The sequence below is a fragment of the Tardiphaga sp. OK246 genome, assembly GCF_900188215.1.
In the GTDB taxonomy this organism is placed as follows: Bacteria; Pseudomonadota; Alphaproteobacteria; order Rhizobiales; family Xanthobacteraceae; genus Tardiphaga; species Tardiphaga robiniae.
Genome location: NZ_FZOX01000004.1, coordinates 346,545 through 369,470, shown reverse-complemented (window position 1 = coordinate 369,470; position 22,926 = coordinate 346,545). Strand labels below are relative to the sequence as shown.

The 22,926-nt window shown below is 61.9% G+C and carries 19 protein-coding genes; 8 read left to right on the top strand and 11 right to left on the bottom strand.

Translation table 11 applies throughout. The features are described 5' to 3' along the window. Positions 1-14: 14 nt before the first annotated feature. On the bottom strand, positions 15-941 hold the full coding sequence (locus tag CHC01_RS20090) for a quinoprotein relay system zinc metallohydrolase 2 (RefSeq protein WP_089266264.1): 927 nt from the start codon (positions 939-941) through the stop codon (positions 15-17). Between the two features lie 156 nt (positions 942-1,097). On the opposite strand from CHC01_RS20090, the gene CHC01_RS20085 reads away from it, so the two are divergent. Then, a complete protein-coding gene (locus CHC01_RS20085) occupies positions 1,098-1,994 on the top strand; it encodes a substrate-binding domain-containing protein (RefSeq protein ID WP_089266002.1) in 897 nt (298 codons plus the stop codon). Between the two features lie 2 nt (positions 1,995-1,996). Then, positions 1,997-2,551 carry a PQQ-dependent catabolism-associated CXXCW motif protein gene (locus CHC01_RS20080; RefSeq protein WP_089266001.1) on the top strand — a complete coding sequence of 185 codons (555 nt, stop codon included), beginning with the start codon at positions 1,997-1,999 and terminating at the stop codon, positions 2,549-2,551. A 94-nt stretch (positions 2,552-2,645) separates the two neighbouring features. Here CHC01_RS20080 and CHC01_RS20075 read toward each other — a convergent pair whose 3' ends face one another. The 6 genes from CHC01_RS20075 to CHC01_RS20050 form a co-directional block, all read right to left on the bottom strand. Continuing rightward, entirely contained in the window at positions 2,646-3,215 is a 570-nt protein-coding gene (locus tag CHC01_RS20075; protein ID WP_089266263.1) for a TMEM175 family protein, read from the bottom strand. Between the two features lie 438 nt (positions 3,216-3,653). Beyond that, positions 3,654-4,262, bottom strand: a complete 609-nt coding sequence (locus CHC01_RS20070) for a hypothetical protein (protein ID WP_089266000.1) — start codon at positions 4,260-4,262, stop codon at positions 3,654-3,656. Then, positions 4,259-5,107 (bottom strand): lanthanide ABC transporter permease protein PedC, encoded by an 849-nt coding sequence (locus tag CHC01_RS20065; RefSeq protein ID WP_089265999.1) that lies wholly within the window; start codon positions 5,105-5,107, stop codon positions 4,259-4,261. Before CHC01_RS20065 ends, CHC01_RS20070 begins: the two co-directional genes overlap by 4 nt. After that, complete coding sequence (locus tag CHC01_RS20060) at positions 5,104-5,925, bottom strand: lanthanide ABC transporter ATP-binding protein PedB/LutE (RefSeq protein ID WP_089265998.1); 822 nt, start codon at positions 5,923-5,925, stop codon at positions 5,104-5,106. The genes CHC01_RS20065 and CHC01_RS20060 overlap by 4 nt, the downstream gene beginning before the upstream one ends. Then, a complete protein-coding gene (locus CHC01_RS20055) occupies positions 5,922-6,911 on the bottom strand; it encodes a YVTN family beta-propeller repeat protein (protein WP_502695677.1) in 990 nt (329 codons plus the stop codon). The genes CHC01_RS20060 and CHC01_RS20055 overlap by 4 nt, the downstream gene beginning before the upstream one ends. Next, positions 6,911-8,092, bottom strand: coding sequence for a lanthanide ABC transporter ABC transporter substrate-binding protein PedA1 (locus CHC01_RS20050; protein WP_089265997.1), 1,182 nt, complete (start codon positions 8,090-8,092; stop codon positions 6,911-6,913). The genes CHC01_RS20055 and CHC01_RS20050 overlap by 1 nt, the downstream gene beginning before the upstream one ends. Before the next feature lie 130 nt (positions 8,093-8,222). On the opposite strand from CHC01_RS20050, the gene CHC01_RS20045 reads away from it, so the two are divergent. Beyond that, positions 8,223-8,735, top strand: coding sequence for a DUF3280 domain-containing protein (locus tag CHC01_RS20045; protein WP_410001845.1), 513 nt, complete (start codon positions 8,223-8,225; stop codon positions 8,733-8,735). A gap of 13 nt (positions 8,736-8,748) precedes the next feature. Here the strand turns inward: CHC01_RS20045 and fghA are convergent, their stop codons facing one another. Continuing rightward, the gene (gene fghA / locus CHC01_RS20040) at positions 8,749-9,594 is read right to left on the bottom strand and encodes an S-formylglutathione hydrolase (RefSeq protein ID WP_089265996.1); all 846 of its coding nucleotides are present in this window, start codon (positions 9,592-9,594) and stop codon (positions 8,749-8,751) included. A gap of 71 nt (positions 9,595-9,665) precedes the next feature. Continuing rightward, entirely contained in the window at positions 9,666-10,286 is a 621-nt protein-coding gene (locus CHC01_RS20035; protein WP_068734560.1) for a response regulator transcription factor, read from the bottom strand. A gap of 206 nt (positions 10,287-10,492) precedes the next feature. Here CHC01_RS20035 and CHC01_RS20030 point away from each other — a divergent pair, with 206 nt between their 5' ends. Then, positions 10,493-11,914 (top strand): ATP-binding protein, encoded by a 1,422-nt coding sequence (locus CHC01_RS20030; RefSeq protein WP_089265995.1) that lies wholly within the window; start codon positions 10,493-10,495, stop codon positions 11,912-11,914. A gap of 106 nt (positions 11,915-12,020) precedes the next feature. Beyond that, the gene (locus CHC01_RS20025; protein WP_089265994.1) at positions 12,021-14,438 is read left to right on the top strand and encodes a TonB-dependent receptor; all 2,418 of its coding nucleotides are present in this window, start codon (positions 12,021-12,023) and stop codon (positions 14,436-14,438) included. A gap of 13 nt (positions 14,439-14,451) precedes the next feature. Here CHC01_RS20025 and CHC01_RS20020 read toward each other — a convergent pair whose 3' ends face one another. Continuing rightward, positions 14,452-14,835, bottom strand: coding sequence for a YkvA family protein (locus CHC01_RS20020; protein WP_089265993.1), 384 nt, complete (start codon positions 14,833-14,835; stop codon positions 14,452-14,454). A gap of 205 nt (positions 14,836-15,040) precedes the next feature. Here CHC01_RS20020 and CHC01_RS20015 point away from each other — a divergent pair, with 205 nt between their 5' ends. From CHC01_RS20015 to CHC01_RS20005, 3 genes are all read left to right on the top strand, one after another. After that, positions 15,041-16,822 (top strand): acyl-CoA dehydrogenase family protein, encoded by a 1,782-nt coding sequence (locus CHC01_RS20015; RefSeq protein WP_089265992.1) that lies wholly within the window; start codon positions 15,041-15,043, stop codon positions 16,820-16,822. A gap of 107 nt (positions 16,823-16,929) precedes the next feature. After that, entirely contained in the window at positions 16,930-17,691 is a 762-nt protein-coding gene (locus CHC01_RS20010; RefSeq protein WP_089265991.1) for a crotonase/enoyl-CoA hydratase family protein, read from the top strand. Positions 17,692-17,849: 158 nt separating this feature from the next. Continuing rightward, entirely contained in the window at positions 17,850-19,619 is a 1,770-nt protein-coding gene (locus tag CHC01_RS20005) for a bifunctional metallophosphatase/5'-nucleotidase (protein WP_089266261.1), read from the top strand. Positions 19,620-20,706: 1,087 nt separating this feature from the next. Here CHC01_RS20005 and CHC01_RS20000 read toward each other — a convergent pair. Next, positions 20,707-22,782 carry a putative bifunctional diguanylate cyclase/phosphodiesterase gene (locus CHC01_RS20000; RefSeq protein ID WP_089266260.1) on the bottom strand — a complete coding sequence of 692 codons (2,076 nt, stop codon included), beginning with the start codon at positions 22,780-22,782 and terminating at the stop codon, positions 20,707-20,709. Positions 22,783-22,926 lie beyond the last annotated feature (144 nt).

Here is a 22,926-nt window from a genome sequence, read left to right as displayed (position 1 = left end):
ACCCCAACCGGCGGTCATTCCCATTCAAATTGTGAGTATGCTGCAGTTGCGTTGCGGACGTTGTAGTCGTCAAAAAGCTCCCATTTGCCGCGCTCGGCTTCTGCCGCGTGTTTCGTAGCTTCCGCGATCGGTTTGCCATCGATGACGTCCTTCCGGATACCGGACGCGAGTGTTTCGAGATACCGGCGTTCAGCGGCGAGGGCTTGCGGCCAATCGCTCACTGGACCATGGCCGGGAACGACGCGTTCGGCCGGCAGCGCCGCGAGATCGTCCAGCAGCTTGAGCCATGCCTGGATGCTGCCATCGAGCACCGGAATATGGCGGAGAAAGACCAGATCTCCAGCGAACAACGTCTTCGTCGCCGTGTCGAATACCGTGACGTCGCTATCGCTATGGGCGGTGGGCCAGGCTTTCACGATAAGTGTGCGCCCGCCGAGATCGAGGACGAGCTCTCCATCGACGAGCCGGGTGGGCGGTACGATACGGACGTCATCGATCAGGGCGTCGCCCATGCTGCGCCTGAATGCGTCGAGATAATACTGCCCGCGTGCGGCCAGTGCCTGCGGCAGCCTCATATGACCGACAAACTCGGTTCCGTCAGCGACGAAGGCGGCGTTGCCGAACATATGATCGGGATGACCATGGGTGTTGATGACGTAACGAATGGGCTTGTCTGTATGTGCGCGAATGGAAGCCAGCAATTGTCGCCCTTCCCGCACGCTGCCCCCGGTGTCGATCACGGCAACCGCCCGATCGCCGATCACGACGCCGATATTGGCGACGGCGCCGTCATTGTCCGACGACATCAAGGCGATGCGCCCCTGATGCATGAAGACGCCCGGCGCGATTTCACTGATCGCCAAAGTCTGTTGTTGCGCGCGAGCAGATGCGAGCATTGCCAGCATGATGAGCGCTACATGCATCGCAAAGCGAGATGTCATTTGCATCTCCATATCACTCCGGGGCAAGCAGCGATTCTGCAATCATCCGGAAAGTGCGGCGCAACATCGGAAGCGCCCCATTGCATCTTGCACGCTTAAAACGAGAGGCCTAGGTTTTTGTCGTGTCACCCATCAAATGTGAACGGCAGGTAGCGCATGCACCACAGAGCGGAACGATCCGAAAAACGTCGCGCGCTACTCACGTCGCTCTTTGCGAGTGCGCTGTTGCTTGAGGGCATATGCACCGCGCTTGGCCAGACTGCTGCGACCGATGATCTCTCGATCGAACTGGTCGATCCACAGTCGCTGCGTGTTTGCGCCGATCCGCGTAACATGCCGTTCTCGAACGAGAAGGGCGAGGGCTTGGAGAACAAGCTAGCCGAGCTGTTCGCAGCCAAGCTGAACAAGAAGCTCGATTACGTCTATTTCCCGCAGGCGACGGGCTTTGTTCGCATGACTCTCGGCGCGCATCGTTGCGATGTCATCATGGGCTTCCCGCAGGGCGACGACCTCGTCCAGGGTACCAATCCCTATTACCGGACGGCCTATGCCCTGGTGTCGAAGACCGGCGCAGGTCTCGATGACGTCACGACGCTGGATGACGCCAGGTTGAAGAGCAAACATATCGGCATCGTGGCGGGGACGCCGCCCGCGACCAATATGGCGGTCAACGGCTTGATGGTGAATGCGAAGCCCTATCCGTTGGTGATCGATACCCGCATCGATTCATCGGCACTGGCCATGATCAAGGATCTCACATCCGGCGATATCGACGCTGCGATCCTGTGGGGGCCTATGGCCGGCTTCTACGCCAAGAACGCCAATCCTCCGCTTCATGTCACGCCGCTGGTCAAGGAAACCACGGGCCCCCGGCTCGTCTATCGCATCGGCATGGGCGTGCGCTCCGCGGATCAGAACTGGAAGCGGCAGCTCAACCGGCTGATTCAGGAAAACCAGCCGGCCATCAACAAGGTCCTGCTCGATTTTGGTGTTCCCATTCTCGATGAGAACAATCGTCCGATCGGGCCGGAGGCGGCGGCCAAGGCGCCGTGACCATGCGTTACGCCATCCTTCTCGCGATGGCACTGGTGATGGTCACGACGGCCCAGGCCCAGGATATCGTCCCCGAGCCCGATGACTATCGCACCGACAATTATCGCACGCCGGTGCCGGCAACGCTGAAAGGCGGACGCGTCATCACGACGAAAGACGCCGAGGCGATCTGGCGCGACAAACGTGGCACCTTCATTGATGTCATGCCGCGTCCGCCGAAGCCGGCCAATTTGCCGCCGGAAACGGTCTGGCGCGACAAGCCGCGGCACAACATTCCGGGCAGCCTGTGGCTACCCGACACCGGCTACGGCAGGTTGGCCGCCGAGACCGAGGCCTATCTGCGGGATGGTCTCGCGCGCGCATCGGCCGGCAACCGTGCTGCGCTTCTGGTGATCTACTGTCAGGCCGATTGCTGGATGTCGTGGAATGCCGCAAAGCGCGCGCTGTCCTATGGCTACAGCAATGTCGTCTGGTATCCGGAAGGCACCGACGGTTGGGAGCTGGAGGATCTACCGCTGGCGGATGCGCAGCCTGAACCACGGCCGCAGGCGAACTAGGGCGTGACCCCATAAACTTGGAGCGGACGGCAGACGCCCATCGCGGGGCGGCTAGCCATTGCATACGAGGAAGCCTTGGCAGAGATCGAGCTGGCTAATTCGTTCTCGGCGGCCAGCGCCGGGCCGCCAACCAGCCCGCCAGAGGCGCGCCAAAGGCCAGGCACCACATGAATTGCGCAACGAATGGAGCGACGGCGGCCATCACCGTTGCGAGCACGAGTGCAAAGACCGGAAAGACCGCGATTGCCAGCAACTCGGAATTGCGGCGACCTCGCAGCGCCAGAGCCCATAGCAGCGCGTTTAAGCTGGCAATGACTGTCAGATGGAAGCCGTAGCTTACTGCGACGACACTATCGAGCCGATACGCGCCGTAAAGTCCATTCGTCACCGGAAGCATGACAATCGACAGCAGGAAGATCAGATTGAGGAAGACTTCGCCGCGGCTGCCTTCCGGCGCGAAAGTGAGCCGCCGATGATGGCTGAGCCAAAACACGCCGGCCACGATAAAACTGATCATCAGCGCGATGACAGGTTGTGCGTAGGCACCCACAAGCTCCATCCAGGCCGGCGCTTTTGCGAACCTGCTGGCCTTCGGCAGATCGTAGGCGAGCAACGTCATCGCAACGCCGAAGATGGTGTTGCTCAACGCCTCCAACCGGCGCATTTCGAAAAGGCCGATCTGCTTCAAGCTCGCTCCCCCTCAAAGCCGCCGGACACGAGACCTGGACATGCTTTCAGCTGCTGGATGTCGGACATGGATTGCCGGTGCGGGCAAGGTAAGAGGTCGCGACGCTTCGATAGTGATCATCAAAGCACGTTGGTCGCTGTAGGGACAGGCCGCCATGTCCGAGTTCGATCATTCACGTCGATTTTGGCATGTCCGGGATATGTCCGCTTACGGGGTGATCGCGGAAGTACGGTCCTCCGTTCTTTGCCGGTTGAAGGCACCGGCCTAGACGTGCTTCGAGCGTCCAAACCGGAGCAATATCGGCGCGTCGCGACCTGATACGACGAACTCGCAGCCAACTATCTGGCGTTCGTCAAGCTCGTATCAATCCGAATTTGGCTACACTCAAATGAGTCCACGCCCTGGCACGCGATGTTATTCCATCTCCTGCTGGATGGTGCGGCTAAGCGCGAACAGCCGCTGGTCGATCAGCGTCGGCACCTCGCAGACGAAGGTGACGACGCGACGTCGGTCGTCGAAGATGCGGGCTTCCCATAGCAGCTTGTTGTTGAGTTCGTCGATCTTCGCCTGATCGGGTGGTGACGCACTCTGCAGCGTCTGCAGCATGGCCGTGTCGGCGCGGACCCGATCGGCCGCTTCGCGCTGCTTGCGCGTGACGCGTTCGAGACCGGCCAGCACTGTCGCGCGCTGCGCGTTCAGACTGTCGAACAGCCCGGCGAAGATCAGTTTGCCTGACCTGGCCTTGTCCGGCGATCGCGACAGAAAATCCGTGATCGCCTTCTGCGCTTCCTCAACGGGTACGCGCCGTGTCGCCAGACGTTCGACAAGCGCGCTGACCTCGGCGTCGTCCTTCCAGGCGCTGGCGACATCGTCGATCGGCGGTCCGGCCCAGACGGCAGCCAGCGAGATTTCCGGCACCTTGGCCTGAACGCACGGCCAGTCGGGATAACGCGGATCGGCGGCCTGCGCAGTGCCCGACCAGATCAACAAGAGTGCTGTGATGATGCCGATCGGTCTGTTCATGTCTCGCCCCCGGCTGGTGCCCGGCGGGCGAAGCCGCGGCCGGGATCGTAAGCAATGATTGCAGCGATGGTGAAGACAGCGGTACAGCCCGCGACAACGGCAAGGGAGACCCAGTTGACCTTGTCATAGAGCGCGAAGCGGATCAGTTCGACCGCATGGGTGAAGGGATTGAACAGGCAGAGATAATAGAGCATCGGGCTGCCCTCCTGCACGCGCCACAAAGGATAAAGCGCGGACGACGCAAAGAACATCGGGAAGATCACGAAGTTCATGACCCCCGCAAAATTCTCCAGTTGCTTGATGCGCGACGATATCAGCATGCCCAGCGATCCCAGCATCAATCCGGACAGGATCAGTGCCGGTAGAACAGTGAGATAGCCGATGAGCGGCGGAGCGATGTCCCAGAACCATGCAATCAGGAGAAACGCATAGACCTGCAGCAGGGAGACGACGGTCCCGGCCAGCAATTTGCACACCAGCAGGAACCAGCGCGGCAGCGGGCTGACCAGAAGCGTCCGCATATTCCCCATCTCGCGGTCATAGACCATCGATAACGAGGACTGCATGCCATTGAACAGTTGGATCATCGCGATAAGGCCGGGCGCGATATAGACCTCATAGAGAATATAGGTCTCGTAAGGCGGGATGATCGAGATACCAAGCACCTGCCGAAAGCCGGCGGCGAAAATGAACAGCCAGACCAGCGGACGCACCAGTGCCGAAACGAAACGTTCGCGCTGATGCAGGAAGCGCAGCGCCTCCCGCCACAGGATGCCGTTGAGGCAGGTGACATAGTTGCCGAAGCCCAGCTTGCGACGCTCATGCGTGACGAATGTCGTACTCACGATGACCTCCCGCGTCGGTCGGCCGCCTCGGTCATACCCCGGAAAGCCATGTCGAAATTGGGCGCGCCGGTTTCGCCGAGGATCTGCGTCACGGAACCGCGCGCGAGCACATGACCGTGATGCAGCACGACGAGATCGTCGCTGGCGGCAATCTCGTCAAACAGATGTGTTGCCCACAGCACGCCGATGCCTTGTTCCGCGACCAGCATCCGGACATGCGCAAGAATATCGGCGCGCGCCTGCACGTCGAGGCCAACGGTCGCTTCATCCAGCAACAGCAGCCGCGGCCGGTGCAGCAGTGCGCGGGCGATCTCGAGACGTCGCATCTGTCCGCCGGAGAGATCGCGCACCCGGCTGTTCACCCGGTCGGCAAGACCAATGCGCGCAATCACCTCGTCGCCGCGCAAGCGGGCCTCGCGCCGCGCGATACCCTGCAGCGCGGCATGATAGAGCAGGTTCTGCATGACAGACAGATCGAGATCGAGCGTACGTGGCTGAAACACCACACCAAGCAGCCGCAAGGCATCGCTCGGCGTATCGCTGATGTCGTGGCCGAATACGCCGATCCGCCCAGCCTGAATGCCGAACAGCCGGGTGATCAATGCGATCAGCGTACTCTTGCCCGCGCCATTAAGGCCGAGCAGAGCCGTGAAACTCGCCGGCGCGACATTGAAAGAGACATCCGAGAGCGCCTGCCGACGACCATAGCAATGGCTGATGCCTGCGACCGACAGAGCGGGCGTGACCGCCGGCGCGTCAATCGGCTCCGGCGCGTCGTGCGCGAGCTGTTCAGGGCGCGATGTGTCGATCGTGGTCATGGCCGTGCCATGGCGACGCCCCAGGGCAATTCGCCGACCTGAATGGTCTTGATGACCTTTTGCGCCGCGACGTCGATGACCGAGACATCGTTGGAGACGCCGTTGGTGACCAGCAGATATTTCTCGTCGGGGGTAAACGCCATGTGCCAGACCCGCTGGCCCACCAGCAGATACTTGATCACTTTGTGGGTCGCCGCATCGACGATGGCGATCCGGTTGGCGGGGCCGAGCGCTATGAAGGCGGTCTTGGCATCCCGGGTCATGCCGATGCCGACCGGCTGAATGGCTTCGCGCCGCAGCCCGGGAATATTGAACTCGATCTTGTCGGTCACGACCCGCTTGGCGGGATCGATCACGGACACGGTGCCGCCGATCTCGGACGACACCCACAGTTCCGAGCCGTCACGCTTGAATTCGGCAAAGCGCGGGCGTGCGTCGACCAGGACATTGGCAACGATCTCGCGCGTCGCGGTGTCGATGAAATGCGCCATGTTGGTGGTTTCGGACGTGTTGATCAGGATCTTGCCATCAGGGCTGATCGCCATGCCTTCGGGCTCGACACCGACCTGCACGTCGCCCATGCGCACGCGCTTTTCGAGATCGATCACGGTCACCGTGTTGTCGTTCTCATTGGCGACATAGAGAACCTTGCCGGCGGCATCCTGGGTGAACAGCTCGGGGTCAGGACCGGACGGCAGCGAGTCGACCACCTTCTGGCTGGCAACGTCGATGATCTGGATGGTGTCATCGTCGCCGACCGCGACCAGTACCGATTTGCCATCGCGCGTCAGTTCGATGCCGCGCGGACGCTGACCGACCTTGATGGTCGCAGTGACGGTCCAGCTATCAGTGTCGATCACCGAGACCGTGTTGCTCTTCTCGTTCGACACATAAGCGAGAAAGGCCGATGCAGGCGCTGCTGTTACGAGCCATGCCGCCGCTCCACACAGCCAGACACGACACAGCATCTTCGATTTGTTCATCATCATTGCAGCCTGCATTTGCTTTCCGGACGATCTATACCGAGCGTGTCGAGCTCCGAGACCTGATGCAGGAAGCCTTCCTGCGGCGAGACCGAGATCACCATGCGCCCGTCGACCAGCAGGATCGGTTGGCGTAGCTGCAGGTTCCAGTCGCGGATCGTGAGCCGCTGCCCCTTGAAGCCGGCAATGGAGAAATCGGGCGACTTCAGAAACGCCAGAATGGCTTTGCCATCGCCCGAATTTGTGCGGGATGCGGCTTCACCGATCATGCGGGTCGCGAGCCAGGCCTGCATGTCGCGCGCTGTCATGCGGCGCGCATTCAGTTTGGTGAAGCGGTTCTGGATCTGCACGGCACCCCATTGATCCTGTGCAGCATGCCAACTGGTCGGCACCAGACCCGCCGATCCAGCGACCGGCCGCGGATCCCAGGTGCGATACGGCAAATAGGAGGCAAAGACTTCGCTCTCGTCGGCGGCGACCATGACGTCATAGGCCGGTGCCTGTTGCGTGAAGACCGGGATCTGGCGCTGGATCAATGTGACGCCGCTATCGGTGCGTCGCGCGCCGCCGGTGTCCTCGAACACACGTTCCTGCACGATCTTTGCGCCGAACCGCGCGGCGGCCCGGCGATAGGCGTCGGCTTCAAGTCGATCGTCGTCATGCGAGCCGATCACGAGCAGCCAGCGTTTCCACTGCTTCCACACCAGATACTGCGCCAGCGCATCCGCCAGCATCGATCGCGTCGGCGCAATATGGATCACATTGGCCCGGCAGTCCGCCTCGCGCAGCCGATCGTCGGCAGCACCCACATTGAACAGGATGCCGCCGCGGTCACGCACCGCATCGGCCGCCAGCAGCAATGCATCGGGCGGCAGATCGGCAACGATGAAGGTATTGCGGCCAGCGAGATCGCGAGCGGCTCCGGCGACATCGTCGCCCTCCTTCACACGGACCTCGTCCAACCCGAACTGCTGCTTCAGGAACTTGCCCGTGGTGTTGTTGTCCTCGATGGCGAGCCGCGCACCGGCAATGCCATCGTTCTCGGACGGTAATTCGACCAGCGAAAGAGTTGCCTTGATGCCGGCCTGACCGAGATAACCGATGCTGATCGTCAGCGGTTCGGCCGCCAGCGCAGACGACGTCACGGCGCAGAGACTGATCGCGCCGATCAACCACCGTATCATGTTCCCTCCGGCTACTCCTTCCCGGCTTGGCGCCGGTGAAGGGTCTCGTGCTTGAAACATGAACCAATTATCGTAGCTTGCAACCTCGGATTCTGCCGACGCGTTGCATTTTAATGATGCGAGGTCCGCGATGAGAGCCCTATCGATCACCGTGCTGTTACTGATGATGACAGCGACGGCTCACGCCGCAGCGCCTAAAGTGGCGGTGTTCAATTTCGAATGGCTGGATACGAGCCTCGAAGGCGAGGTGAAGGGACGCCGCAGCGACGAGCAGGCAAGACTGCTCCATGCTGCCGACCAGCTTCGCGAGGAGATGAAGCAATCCGGCCGTTTCGAGCTGCTGGATATGTCATCCCTCAATGTTGCGGCGCAAGGCCGTAACTTGCAGGCATGCGGCGGCTGTGACGTACAACTCGCGCAGCAGATCGGTGCCGACCTCGTCATTACGGGGCTCGTACAGAAGGTCTCGAACCTGATCCTCAATATGAACATCACCCTGCGGAATGTTCACACCGGGCGACTGGTCGCCACCATGAGCGCTGACCTGCGCGGCAACACCGACGAAAGCTGGTCGCGCGCGACGAGCTATCTGGTGCGCAACCGCCTGCTCGCACCGAATTACGGCGCCCCGCAGCCGCAGTAACGCAAGCCGCTGCTCACCCTTTAAGCCGCGCCGCGTGCCAGCGCAGATGATCGGCCATGAAGGTCGAGATGAAATAGTAGCTGTGATCGTAGCCGGGCTGGTGGCGCAGCGTCAGCGGAATGCCAGCCTTTGCGCAAGCGCTCTGCAGCAGTTCAGGCCGCAATTGTTCGGTCAGAAAATTGTCGGCGTCGCCCTGATCGACCAGAAATTCGGGGAATCGCGCGCCGTCCTCGATCAGCGCAACCGCATCGTGCTTTCGCCACGCCGCTTTGTCGTCGCCGAGATAGCCGCCCAGCGCCTTGATCCCCCACGGGACTTGCGACGGCGCCACGATCGGCGCGAACGCGCTGGCCGCGCGGTAACGATCGGGATGACGCAGCGCAATGGTCAGCGCGCCATGCCCGCCCATGGAATGGCCGAGAATCGACTGACGACTGCTATCGATCGGGAACTGGTTGGCCACGAGCTGCGGCAGCTCCTCGGTCACATAGCTCCACATGCGATAGTTGCGCGCATAAGGCTCCTGGGTGGCATCGACGTAGAAGCCGGCGCCCAGCCCGAAGTCATAGGCATTGTTGGCGTCACCGGGAACATCGGCACCGCGCGGGCTGGTGTCCGGCGCAATGAAGATCAGCCCCAATTCGGCGCATGCGGCGCGAAAATCGCCCTTTTCGGTGACATTGGCGTGGGTGCAGGTGAGGCCCGAGAGATACCAGACCACGGGCAGCCTGGCGCCGTCTTGATGCGGCGGCACATAGACCGAGAATGTCATGTCAGTTCCGGTCGCCCGACTGGCGTGTTTGTAGACCCCCTGCGTGCCGCCATATGATCGATTGAGCGAAACTGTCTGCATGGTCATGACTCTACAGGTTGGGTGCGGCAGCGATGCGACATCGCCGAAACGGGTGATATCTGGTCAGGAACGCCGGGTCAGGCGATGCCACGCTCGATGGCGAAGCGCACCAGCTCGACTGAGCTGCGGACGCCGAGCTTTTGCCGCATGAGTGACGATGTATTGGCGACCGTCTTGTAGGAGGCGTGAACCATCCATGCAATCTCGGCAAGGCTCTTGCCGGCACCGAGCAGTCGCAGGATCTCCATCTCGCGCGAATTCAGCTTCGACAGCGGGCTCTGCGTCAGCGCAGGTCCGGCAAAGGCTAGGCTTCGCGCCATCGCCGGTGGCAGATACACGCCGCCCCGCGCAACCTCGTAGACGGCCTCCAGCAGATCGTGTGGATCGCCGGTCTTGGAGACATAGCCCTTGGCGCCACTCTCGATCGCACGGGCAGCGAAGATCGGGTCGTCATTCATGCTGAACATGATGATGCGCATCGTGTCGTCGCGCAGCAGAATGCGCCGCGCCAGTTCATATCCGGACACTGTCGGCAGATTGATATCGATGATGCAGATATCGGGGTCCCCGGTCAGGAAAACCTGCTCCCCACTGGCGGCATCGGAGGCTTCCAGAAGTTCGATCTCCGGATCGTCCGCGAACACCGCGCGGCAACCCGATGTGACGATGGGGTGATCATCGACGATCAGAACGCGCATGGGTTAACCCCGTAAACTCTGTCGGCCAGAAACTCTGTTAGCAAGTCTCGACCTGCTCCTCGATTGCTGCGCTGCATCAGCCGCGCGCCTTTGGAGTGACATGATTGACAATCGAAGGTCGCCTCGATCCGATATGATCGCCGTCGAATTTCGCTGTCAAGTTCATAGTCGCGGCATGCAGGCGAGATGCGAGTGAAAGCATGGTCATGTGGCAGAATCTTTCGCTGCGCGCGCGGATCAATCTTCTGGTGGCGCTCGTGCTCGCTCTTGGCCTGGTCGCCAATGTCGTGCGGCTCGCGCTGGAAGCTGGCCCACGCGTCCAGGCCGAGGACCAGAGCGTGATCCGGCTGACACGTGAAGTCATCGAAAGTATCGGAACCAGCCTGAACGAAGCGCCGGATCCGAATGCGCGGCTCGATAAAATTGTCGCCGATCTCAATCGATTGCGACATGTCAGCATCATCAGGCAAGGCGACGGGAACATGCCGTCCCCAAAGAGTGACGGGCATGACCGGAGCGACGGCGCAGGTTCTCCACCATCGTGGTTCGTATCATTGATCCATCCCGCGCGGATATCGGAGTCAGTGTCGGTGATGGTTGGCGACAAACAGCAGACGCTGCTGATCACGTCCCATCCCGATGACGAGATGCGGGAGATATGGGACGGCATCGTCACCCAGCTCGCACTCAGTCTGATCGTTGCAATGGTGTTGTTCGTCGTCACGAGCCTGGTCGTTCGGCGGGCGCTGGCGCCGCTCGATGCATTGTCGCAGGCCATGGTCGATATCGAAGCCGGGAACTATCAGGCGCGCGTCGCCCCCACGGGAGCACCGGAACTCGCCGCACTCTGCATCCGGCTCAATCATCTCGCTGCCACATTGGGCGATGTGCTCGAGGACCGGCGGCGTCTGGCCCAACGGGCCGTCTCGCTGCAGGATATCGAGCGCAAGGATATCGCACGCGAACTGCATGACGAGTTCGGGCCGTATCTGTTCGCCCTGCGCGCCCATGCCGGCGCAGTGATGCGTCTTGCCGATCACGATCCGTCGGGCACAGGTGCCTTGTCGAGGCATGGCACTGCCATTCTGGCGCAGGTCGATGTCTTGCAGCAGTTCAATCGCCGCATTCTCGAACGATTGCGGCCGGTCGGGCTGACGGATCTCGGTTTGTCCGGTGCCATTACGGTCTTGCTGCGTCTCTGGCGCGAATCCCATCCGGAGGTCGTTATCGAGAGCCTGATATCCCCGACGCTTGCTCCGCTTGGTGAGGTTGCCGAACTAACCGCCTATCGCGTCGTTCAGGAGGCACTCACCAATGTGTTCCGCCATGCGCAAGCCTCTGCCGTGAGCGTAGTCATCGAACCGGTGATGGGGGCGGCGGCGAAGCCTGACTATGACAATGTATTGGTCCGCGTGCGTGACAATGGCCGCGGCCTCGATCCTGATCGCAATGGCGGCTTTGGTCTGGTCGGCATGAGAGAGCGGGTCTGGGCCCTGGGCGGGACGCTCACGGTCAGATCTGACGTGGACGGCGTGACTGTCGAGGCTATCATTCCCGTGACGGAGCCGCTGCCAAATCCGCCTGTAACGCGCGATCGGGAATTTGTCCCGACTTTATCGGGAAAATAACTGAGACGGATTTCGACATTTGCAGATAGCGCAGCCTCTCACACTCGCTAGTATCACGCTACCGAACGGTGCCATCAGAGCGCCGACGCGGAATGGGGTGAAACAGATGCGCGTAAGAGTGCTGGTCGTGGCTTCGCTGTCGACGGGTTTTCTACCGGTTTCCGAAACGGCTTTTGCGCAAAGTCCACCTGGAGAGCCGCAGGTGCTGCCTCCGGTGGTGGTGTCCGCCCCCGCCACCGCCAGCAAACGCGGCCCGCGGCGTCAGACCACCCAGCGGGTCACCGAGCGGCCGCGTACGGTCTACGTCTATCCGACCACGCCAACGTCGCGTTCCGGCATCGACATCGACAAGGTCACGGCGAGTATCAATTATGTCGATGCGCGCGCGATCGAACGTGCCAATTCCCTGAACGTTACTGATGCCCTGCAGCAGCAAGTGCCCGGCATTCTGATCAACGAAGTCGCGGGCAATCCCTTCCAGCCCGATCTGCAATTTCGCGGCTTCGTGGCATCGCCGGTGGCTGGCACGCCGCAGGGGCTCGCAGTCTATCAGAATGGCGTGCGTATCAACGAAGCCTTCGGCGACACCGTCAATTGGGACCTGATCCCGACCGCGGCAATCCGCTCGGTCAGCGTGGTCACCAACAATCCCGCCTTCGGCCTCAACGCGCTGGGCGGCGCGGTCAACATCCAGATGAAGGACGGCTTCAACTATCAGGGAGCCGAGCTCAGCACGATGGGCGGCTCGTTCGGCCGCATCCAGGGCTCGGCGCAATGGGGCAAGCAGGTCGAGGGCTTCGCCGTCTATGGCGCGCTCGAAGGCCTGCATGACAAGGGCTTCCGCAACTTCGCGACATCGGACGTCCGACGCTTTTATGGCGATGTCGGCTATCGCAGCGACAGCAGCGAGCTTCACCTGAATATGGGCGTCGCCAACAACAAGTTTGGCGCCTCGGCGACCGTTCCGGTCGAACTGCTGCAGCAGAATTATGGCGCCACCTATACAACGCCGCAGACCTCGAACAATCGCGTCGGCTATCTCAATTTCACGGGAAAGGTCGAGGCGACGCCGACCTGGACGGTGGAGGCGTCGGCGCATCTGAGATTCTTCCGGAACAAGACCCAGGATGGCAATCCAACCGGCACCCAGCCCTGCGAAGATCCGACCCTCCTGTGCTTCGGCGATGACGACACGCCGGCCAACGGCCTGAACGGCGCGCAAATTGCCAATCCTTTCGCGCCCGGCGCGGTTCTTGGCGAGAATGATCGTACCTCGACGCGCTCGACCACGGTGGGCGGCTCCCTGCAGGCGACCAATACCGATCAGTTGTTCGGCCATAACAACCGCTTTGTCGTCGGCGCCAGCTATTCGTCCAGCGCCAGTCATTTCACGGCCAGCGCCGAACTCGGCACGATCGGCCCGGATTACATCGTCACCGGCAGCGGGATTGCCCTCGGTCAGTCCGGCGATCCGATCGCGATCGGCCCGGTGTCGCTGCGCACCACCAATCGCTATGGCGGCATTTACGCGCTCGACACCTTCGATGTGACCAATGCCTTTTCGATCACCGGCGGCGGCCGCTTCAACACGGCGCAGATCGTGCTTGAGGATCAGATCGGCACCGCGCTCAACGGTGACCACACTTTCAACCGTTTCAATCCGATCATCGGCGGTACCTACAAGATCACGCCTGAGCTGACGGCCTATGCCGGCTATTCGGAAGCCAACCGCGCGCCGACCCCGCTGGAACTCGGCTGCGCCGACCCCGCCAATCCCTGCATCGTCGGTGCCTTCCTGATCTCCGACCCGCCGCTCAAGCAGGTGGTTTCACATACGATAGAAGCTGGCCTGCGTGGCACGAAGGAGCTGAATGCGGGCACGCTGGGCTGGAAGCTCGGCGCCTTCCGCGCCACCAACACCGATGACATTCTCGCAATCCCGAGCCCGGTGCTGCAAGGCTATGGCTATTTCCAGAATGTCGGCTCGACGCGCCGGCAGGGCATCGAGGCGGAAGTCACATTGCGTGCGCCGACCCTGCAGCTCTATGCCAGCTATGCCTTCGTCGATGCGCGCTTCCTTGATCCGCTCGCGATCGGATCGAACAGCCCGTTCAAGGATGACGACGGCAACGTCCAGATCCTGCCCGGCAACCAGATCCCGGCGATCCCGCGTCACCGCGTCAAGGCCGGGTTCGACTATGCACTGACTGACGCTTTCAAGGTCGGGGCTGATGCGCTGTTCGTCAGCAGCCAGTATTTCGTCGGTGACGATTCCAACCAGGCACCGAAACTTGAAGCCTATACCGTGTTCAATGCCCACGCGTCGTACCAGATCGACAAATCCGTGCAGGTCTTCGCCCGCGTCGACAACATCCTCGACCGACGCTATTCGACATACGGGACTTTCTTCGAAACCGACTCGGTGCCGAATTTTGCCAATGGCGGCGCCCAGTTCACGGACGCACGTTCGGTCAGCCCGGCGCGGCCCCGCGCCTTCTATGCCGGTGTGAAGGTCAGGTTCTGACGGGCGTGGGCGATCAGGTCCGCGTCCAGTAGCGATAGCCGAGCCACCCGAGCAGGAGTGCGCTGGCGAGCCACAACACGATGATGGCGATCATGCCCGATCTGCTGGTCGGGCGTTCCGCAGCTTCGCGCGCCTTGATCCGGTACTCGGCCATCACCTCGCCCGGGACCAGCGCCACCACGAGCCAGATACCCAGCGGCACGATGATCAGGTCGTCGAGATAGCCAAGGACCGGCACGAAATCCGGAATGAGATCGATCGGCGACAGCGCATAGGCGGCGACAGCGATCGCGAGAACTTTCGCAAACCACGGCACCCGCGGATCGCGCGCGGCGAGATAGACGGCATGCGTGTCCGTCTTGATGTTCCGGGCCCAGCTTTTGATCCGCATCAACATGAATGCGTCGTATCGCACAAGTCAGCTTCAAGATAGCCATTGATATTGCAGCAGAAGTTGGCGGATTTCGTTTCCCCATACGGAGGCTCGGATCTTGCCGCCCCAGCCACAGAGAGCCCCGGATGCGCCCTTTGGCGTGTTGAGGAGCTGCCCGTTTCGTGGGAAGACGGCGGAAAGCTGAAAGAATTTCCGGGAGCGAGATGCCATGACCTACCGAGCACCGATCAACGACATGCTGCTGGCCCTGAATCATGGCGCCGGCCTGCAGGCGGCCCTGAAAGCCGGGCATTATGGCGATTTCGACGCCGACATGACCGCTGCCGTGCTCGAAGAAGCCGGCCGCTTTGCCAGTGACGTTCTGGCGCCGCTCAATACCGTGGGCGACAAGAACGGCATCAAGCTTGCCGACAACAAGGTCACCACCGCCCCCGGCTGGCCCGATGCCTATGCGCGCTGGACTGCCGCCGGCTGGAACGGCGTCTCCGGCCCCGAAGCCTTCGGCGGCCAGGGCCTGCCGCTGGCGATCAATGCCGCCTGCACCGAGATCTGGAGCGCGTCGAACATCGCCTTCGGCCTCTGCCCGTTGCTGACGCTGTCGGCCATCGAAGCGCTCGACGCCCATGGCAGCGATGAGCTCAAGAAGATCTATCTGGAAAAGCTCGTCACCGGCGAATGGACCGGCACCATGCAGCTCACCGAGCCGCAGGCCGGCTCCGATGTGGGCGCGCTGCGCTCGCGCGCCGAGCGTCAGGCCGATGGCAGCTATCGCATCTCCGGCACCAAGATCTTCATCACCTATGGCGATCACGACATGACCGACAACATCGTGCATTTCGTGCTCGCACGATTACCCGATGCGCCCGCCGGCACCAAGGGTATCTCGCTGTTCCTGATTCCGAAATTCCTCGTCAACGCCGACGGCTCGCTCGGCGAACGCAACGATATCCATGCGTCGGGCGTCGAGCACAAGCTCGGCATGCATGCCTCCCCCACCTGCACCATGACCATGGGCGACAAGGGCGGCGCCGTTGGTTACCTCATCGGCGAGGAAAATCGCGGCATGCTGTGCATGTTCACGATGATGAACCAGGCCCGGCTCGGCGTCGGCCTTGAAGGCGTCGGCATTGCCGACCGCGCCTATCAGCAGGCGCTGGCCTTCGCGCAGGAGCGCAAGCAGGGCCGCGGCATCGGCAGCAAGACGGCCGGCATGGACCCGATCATCGTGCATCCCGACGTCAAGCGCATGCTGATGCAGATGCGCTCGCTCACCGCCGCAGCGCGCACCATCTGCTACGCGACCGCCGTGGCGCTCGACGTCGCCGCGCGTTCGCCCAACGCCAAGGTGCGCACCGAAGCGGCGGCACGCGGCGCACTGCTGACGCCGATCGCCAAGGCCTTCTCCACGGATATCGGCAATGAAGTGACGTCACTGGGCGTGCAGATCCATGGCGGTATGGGCTTCATCGAGGAGACCGGCGCTGCGCAGCACTACCGCGATGCGCGCATCACCGCGATCTATGAAGGCACCAACGGTATCCAGTCGATCGATCTCGTCACGCGAAAACTCGCGGCATCAGGCGGCGAAGCGGTATGGGCACTGCTCGATGAACTCGGCGGCATCGTGTCGCGCGTGGAGGCCTCCAACGATCCCGGTTTCGGCACCACCGGCACAAAACTCCGCGACGCGCTCGGCTCGCTGGAGCGTTCGAGCAAGTGGCTGCTGGAGAAGCTAGCCTCGGCGCCAAACGACGCACTGTCCGGCGCCACGCCCTATCTGCGGCTGTTCGGCTCCACCCTCGGCGGCTGCATGCTGGCCAATGAGGCGCTTGCAGCGCGCGACATCGACGGCGGCAGCGACGCGACGCGCTATGTCACACTGGCGCGGTTCTTCGCCGAGAATGTTGCGGTGCAGGCTGGTTCGCTTGAACGCACCGTGATGGACTCCAGTGAATCCGTGATGTCGGCCGATGCCGTTTTGCTGGCATAAACCATCGCCCTCCATATCGGCCGCAGCGGATTGATGTAATATCCGGCAGAGGAAACGTGCCAGCCGCGCTTTTTGCGGGGCGCTGCAAGGAGCTGCAAGGGATTGACATGACCGAACATCTGATCGTGACCGACGACGAGGCCACGCGCGTGATCACGCTGCGCCGGCCGGAAAAGAAGAACGCGCTGACGCAGGACATGTATCACGCCATGTCGGACGCGATCGACACCGCGCAGAACAATCCCGATATCCGCTGCATGATCATCACCGGCGGCTCCGGCGCCTTCACCGCGGGCAACGACCTGCAGGATTTTCTGAAGGACAGCGCCGAAAAGGCCGAGTCCCCACGCGCGTCGAACGCCGTGAAGTTTCTGTATTCGCTGGCGCAGAACACCAAGCCGATCATCGCCGCGGTGGATGGCATTGCCATCGGCATCGGCACGACCATGCTGTTCCACTGCGACTATGTGCTGGCCTCGACCACCGCAACCTTCTCAACGCCGTTCATTCATCTCGGCCTGGTGCCGGAAGCCGCCTCCAGCCTGCTGTTCCCGCGTACCATGGGTCATCAGCGGGCCTTCGCCGCGCTGGTGATGGGCCGCACGATGACGGCGGAAGATGGCCAGGCCGCCGGTTTCATCAACGAAATCGTGCCGCCCGGTCACACCGAAGTCGAAGCGCGCAAGGTCGCCCGCGAAATCTGCGCACTGCCGGTGGAAGCCGTGGCAATCTCGCGCCGGCTGCTGAAGCTCCCGCCCGAGGATCTCACGCGGCGCATCGATCAGGAGAGCCATCTGTTCGGCGAGCGCATGAAGTCGCAGGAAGCGAGCGCGGCGTTCAAGGCGTTCTTCGCGCGCAAGAAGGGGTGATCTAACCTCTCCCCGTGCTTACGGGGAGAGGTCGCCGCGTCTTCGCGGCGGGTGAGGGGCATGGCACCATGCCAGCATCGATGGAGATCTAGCGGATCACATCGCTGTCGCACTGAGACGCCAAAGTCTTCAATCATCGATACAAGATGCTCAAAATCATGCGACCCGATAGCTCTCCCGAATGGCAATGCCCTTGCGCCGCCCCTCACCCGGATCGCAAGAGCGATCCGACCTCTCCCCGTAAAGCACGGGGAGAGGTTAAGACGGCGCGCATCGCATCTCTCGCTCTCTTGATCTCACTTGCGTGTGGCGCAACCGCCCTCGCCCAGACATCCCCCACCCCCGTCGACGTCACCGTCCTTGCCATCAACGACTTCCACGGAAATCTGCGCCCTGCCCCCGGCGGCATCGCCATCGACGATCCCGCCGACAGGACGAAGAAGATCACGATCCCCGCGGGCGGTGCCGAGCATATGGCGACGCTGGTGAAGCAACTCCGCGCCGGCAAGCCGAACAGCGTATTCGTGGCTGCCGGCGACCTGATCGGCGCCAGCCCGTTTCTCTCCGCGCTGTTTCATGATGAACCGACCATCGAGGCACTATCGATGATGGGCCTTGAGATCGCCTCGGTCGGTAATCACGAATTCGACGAAGGCCGCGAGGAGCTGCTGCGCATGCAGAACGGTGGCTGCCATCCCGTCGATGGCTGCCAAGGCCCGCATCCGTTTGCCGGCGCGACGTTCAACTATCTCGCCGCCTCGACCATCGATACGAAGACCGGCCGGCCGCTGCTGCCGGCCTATCAGATCAAGACATTCGACGGCATTCCCGTCGCCTTCATCGGCCTGACGCTGAAAGGTACGCCCGGCCTCGTGGCGCCGCCCGGCATTGCCGGTCTCGAATTCAGGGATGAAGCGGACACCGTCAATGCGCTGGTGCCCGAACTGAAGGCCAAGGGTGTCGAGGCCATGGTGGTGCTGATCCATGAAGGCGGCTTCCCCACCGGCGACTACAATGAATGCCCGGGTATTTCCGGACCAATCGTCGATATCGTGAAGAAGTTCGACAAGGCGGTCGACGTCGTGGTCAGCGGCCACACGCACCGCGCCTATACCTGCCAGATCGACGGACGGCTCGTCACCTCGGGCGACAAATACGGCACGCTGGTCACCACCATCGACCTCAAGCTCGACCGTACGACGCGCGATGTCATCAGCGCCAAGGCCGACAATGTCATCGTGCGCACGGCGACCTATCCCGCCGATCCCGCGCAGACCGCCTTGCTCGCCGCCTATGACAAGGTTGCCGCGCCGATCGCCAGCCGTCCTGCGGGATCGATCACCGCAACGCTGTCGCGCATGCCCGACATGACGACCGGCGAAAGCCCGCTTGGCGATATCATCGCTGACGCACATCTCGCCGCGACATCGGCCGGCAATCTCGGCGCTGCCGTGATCGCCTTTACCAATCCCGGCGGCATCCGCGCCGACATCACCAAATCGGCCGACGGCAGCGTGACCTATGGCGACGTCTTCGCGGCACAGCCGTTCCGTAATCAACTGGTGACGCTGACGCTCACAGGCGCGCAGATCAAGGCGATGCTCGAGCAGCAATGGAACACGCCGAGCCGGCCGCGCATCCTGCAGGTCTCGAAAGGCTTCAGCTATGCCTGGGATAATACGGCGGCAGCGGGCCAGCGCGTTCCACCCGAGCGTATGATGCTGGATGGCAAGGTGATCGATCCCGCAGCAAATTATCGCGTCACCGTGAACGGCTTTCTGGCCGTCGGCGGCGATGGCTTCACGGTGCTGAAAGAGGGCAAGGAGCCGCTGGTCGGCGTTTATGATGTCGATGCGCTGAATGCCTACATGAAGGCCAACAGCCCGGTGTCGCCGATGCCGCTGGGGCGGATTGCGCGAGTGGATTAGCGGAACGTCTGTCTGCCCCAGGCTGTCATTCCGGAATCATCATGGCTCGTCATTCCCCGGCCCCGGAATCTCGATCCAAGCTCGTCATTCCCCGGCAAACCAATTGGTTTGCCTGAGGGCGTGCGTCGCCGGCGAAGCCGGCAGAGCGCGAACCCGGAATCCCGGAGTGTTTGGCTCTACGGAGACTTCAACGTTGAGATTCCGGGTTCAGTCCCGTCGCCTTCGGCGCCGGTCCCGCCCCGGAATGACGAGTGTGGGGCGGGGGCGGGCTCTTACATCCCCGCACATTTTTTCCTATCTCCCGTTGACAACACCTTCGTCAGGTTTATATTCCCCTCCGTCCTGCCCCACCGAGAGGGGCGATCGCGATCGTCACGTTCGCGGGGTGGGATGCGGTGGACGCCGGAGATGCGGCGTTACGCGGTTTGGGGGTGACGTCTGTCTTCGGGCAGGACGGATCTGCGCCAGCACTGCCACTGGCAAGGAGACGGCCGACCTTCGGATGGACAGACTCCCTGGACAGTGTGACGGACGACCAAGTCAAAACGTGTCCGGCCTATTCGCTTGAGGCTCCCTTCCCATCGCCTTGGGACTTTAATTCGCGATCGGAGCGTTCGTCGAGGCAAAGTGCAAGCAACCGAAAAAACACCGCAGGCGGAACGTCGGGCAATCGCTCGGCGCCTCCGAAAGTCCTGATGCATTCCCGCTTGCGGAAGACCGCATTCGCATCAGGCCCAAGGGTGCAACGGGCACCCGGCGTTCCGCACGCCCTCTCGCAAGAGGGTGGGAATGCAAGCAACGACGGCGCCCCCACGCCGCAAACAACAGGGGTGATGACGCATGTCTGAAGAGCCGTGGCTGTTTGACAGTTGAATCTGCGACGGCGCGACGCGCTATCGGCGCCGCACCCACAGGTGTCATCCCCGGGCTTGACCCGGGGATCCAGCTTGGCCCGCACACCGTCGCACAAGAAAGATGGATGGCCGGGTCAAGCCCGGCCATGACGTGGGGAGAGGCCTGGGATTATTGCGAAGCTCGCTTCGCGCCATCTGGCCATGACGATCATGAAATTCAACCGCTCCACCTTCTACGCCACGTTCCTCCGGTCGATCTCGCTATGGACATCGAACGGCTCCGGCCTGCCCACCGCATAGCCCTGCGCAAAGTCGACGCCGATCTCCGTGAGCGCCGTGATGATCTCGTCGCTCTCGACGAATTCGGCCACCGTCCGCTTGCCCATGATCTTGCCGATATGGCTGATCATCTCGACCATGGCACGGTCGATCGGATCGGTGAGCATGTCCTTGACGAAGGAGCCATCGATCTTGAGATAGTCCACAGGCAGGTGCTTGAGATAGGCGAAGGACGACATGCCGCTGCCAAAATCGTCCAGCGAGAAGCGGCAACCGATCTGCTGCAGCGCCTGGATGAATTTATTGGCGTCGGCGAGATTGGCGATGGCGCTTGTCTCGGTGATCTCGAAGCAGATGATGGTCGGCGGTATCCGATAGATACGGAACTGCTCGCGGACATAGTCCAGAAAGCTTTCATCCTTGAATGTCGCGCCGGACAGGTTGATGGCGCAGGTCGAGACCGGCGTCGCACCTTCGACCAATCGCGCGGCGAGAATGATGAACGCATTCCTGACCACCCAGCGATCGATCAGCGTCATCAAACCATAACGTTCTGCCGCGGGAATGAAATGGCCGGGCGCAACCAGTTGCCCCGCCTCGTCGCGCAGCCGCAACAACAGTTCGACATGCAGAGTGCCATCCTCGCGCTCGCTGAGCGGAATGATCTTCTGGGCATAGAGACAGAAGCGATCCTGTTCCAGCGCATCGTGAATGCGCTGTACCCAGTTCATTTCGCCGAACCGCTGCAGCAATTCGGAATCGCTGGGCTGATGCAGTGTAACGCGATTGCGGCCTTTCTCCTTGGCCATGTAACAAGCTGCATCGGCCGCGCGTAGCGCCTCTTCCAGCGTCACCTCGGGCTGCGCGATACAGACGAGGCCGATACTGACGGTGACGTTGAACGAACGTCCGTTCCAGACGAAGTTCAGCTCCTCCACCGTCCGCCGCAATCGCTCGGCGGTCGCCGCCGCACGATCCGGCTCGCAGCGTTCCAGCAGCACGGCGAATTCATCGCCGCCAAGGCGGGCCAACAGATTGTCCGGGCGCAGATGTTTTTTCAGTATGCCCGAGACCTGCCGCAGCAGATGATCGCCGGCAGCATGGCCGCAGGTGTCGTTGACGATCTTGAATTGATCGAGATCGAGGAACATCAGTGCATGCGGCCGCGCATCAGCGTCGATCCGCGGCAATGCGTATTGGACCCGACGCTCGAATTCGCGGCGGTTCGCCAGCCCCGTCAGTGCATCATGCGAGGCCTGGAACGCGAGACGTGAGATGTATTTCTGCTCACGCTCCTTCTCGATCTTCAGCGCCGTCTCGAAGCGCTGACGCTGGATCAGCAGATTACGTGTCCGCCAGATGCCGAGCAGGATCAACAGCGCCGCGGTGAACACATTGGCGACCAGCAGAATGCCTTGAATGGCGCGGGAGCCGATGCCGAGACGCCGGGAGAACTCCACTGCCAGCGGCGAGGTCTGTTCATTGATCTGGTCGATCTGCGCCTTCAGGGCTGCGAGGCGCATCGATCCCACCTTGCCATCGGTGACGCTGGCGTGAATGGCGTCGGCCGTATCCACCAAATTCTGGATCACGGGATCGGTGGCGTGCCAGGTCTCGATGGCTCGGGCGAGATAGACGACCTTGCTGAAATTGCGAAACAGCCAGATCATGCCGGGGATGTCTGCGGCATCATTGCCGCCTTGCAGGAATCCGTCATAGGCAGCCCGCAGATCCGGCACCGGCTGTTCGAGCGCGCGGCGCGCGATGAGATCCCCAAGCGGCACGGCGATGCTCGCCTGATAACGACGATAATATCTGTCGTCGCCGGTCTCGGCATAGAGACTGAGCGCATGCACCGCCTCCATCTGCCCCTTCGACCATCGGCTTTCGCCGGTGACATAGGCGCGGACCGACGACAGGATGTGGATGCTGGTGCCGGCGAGAAATGCCTGCAGCAAGACGATGGCAACGAACGGCCACACCGAACGCAAGAGATGGGGTACGCGCCTTGGATATTTCGATTCACTCATCGCGTACGAACCCACCCCAGACGCGAGCGCAACTGCGGAGTCCGACGAGGGAATATGCGCACCTTCTCCGCAGAATGCCGCGGCCTCCACCGATAGCAGCCGCGACTTAACGCGCATTTCAATTCCGCGGCGTCAGGCGGTGTC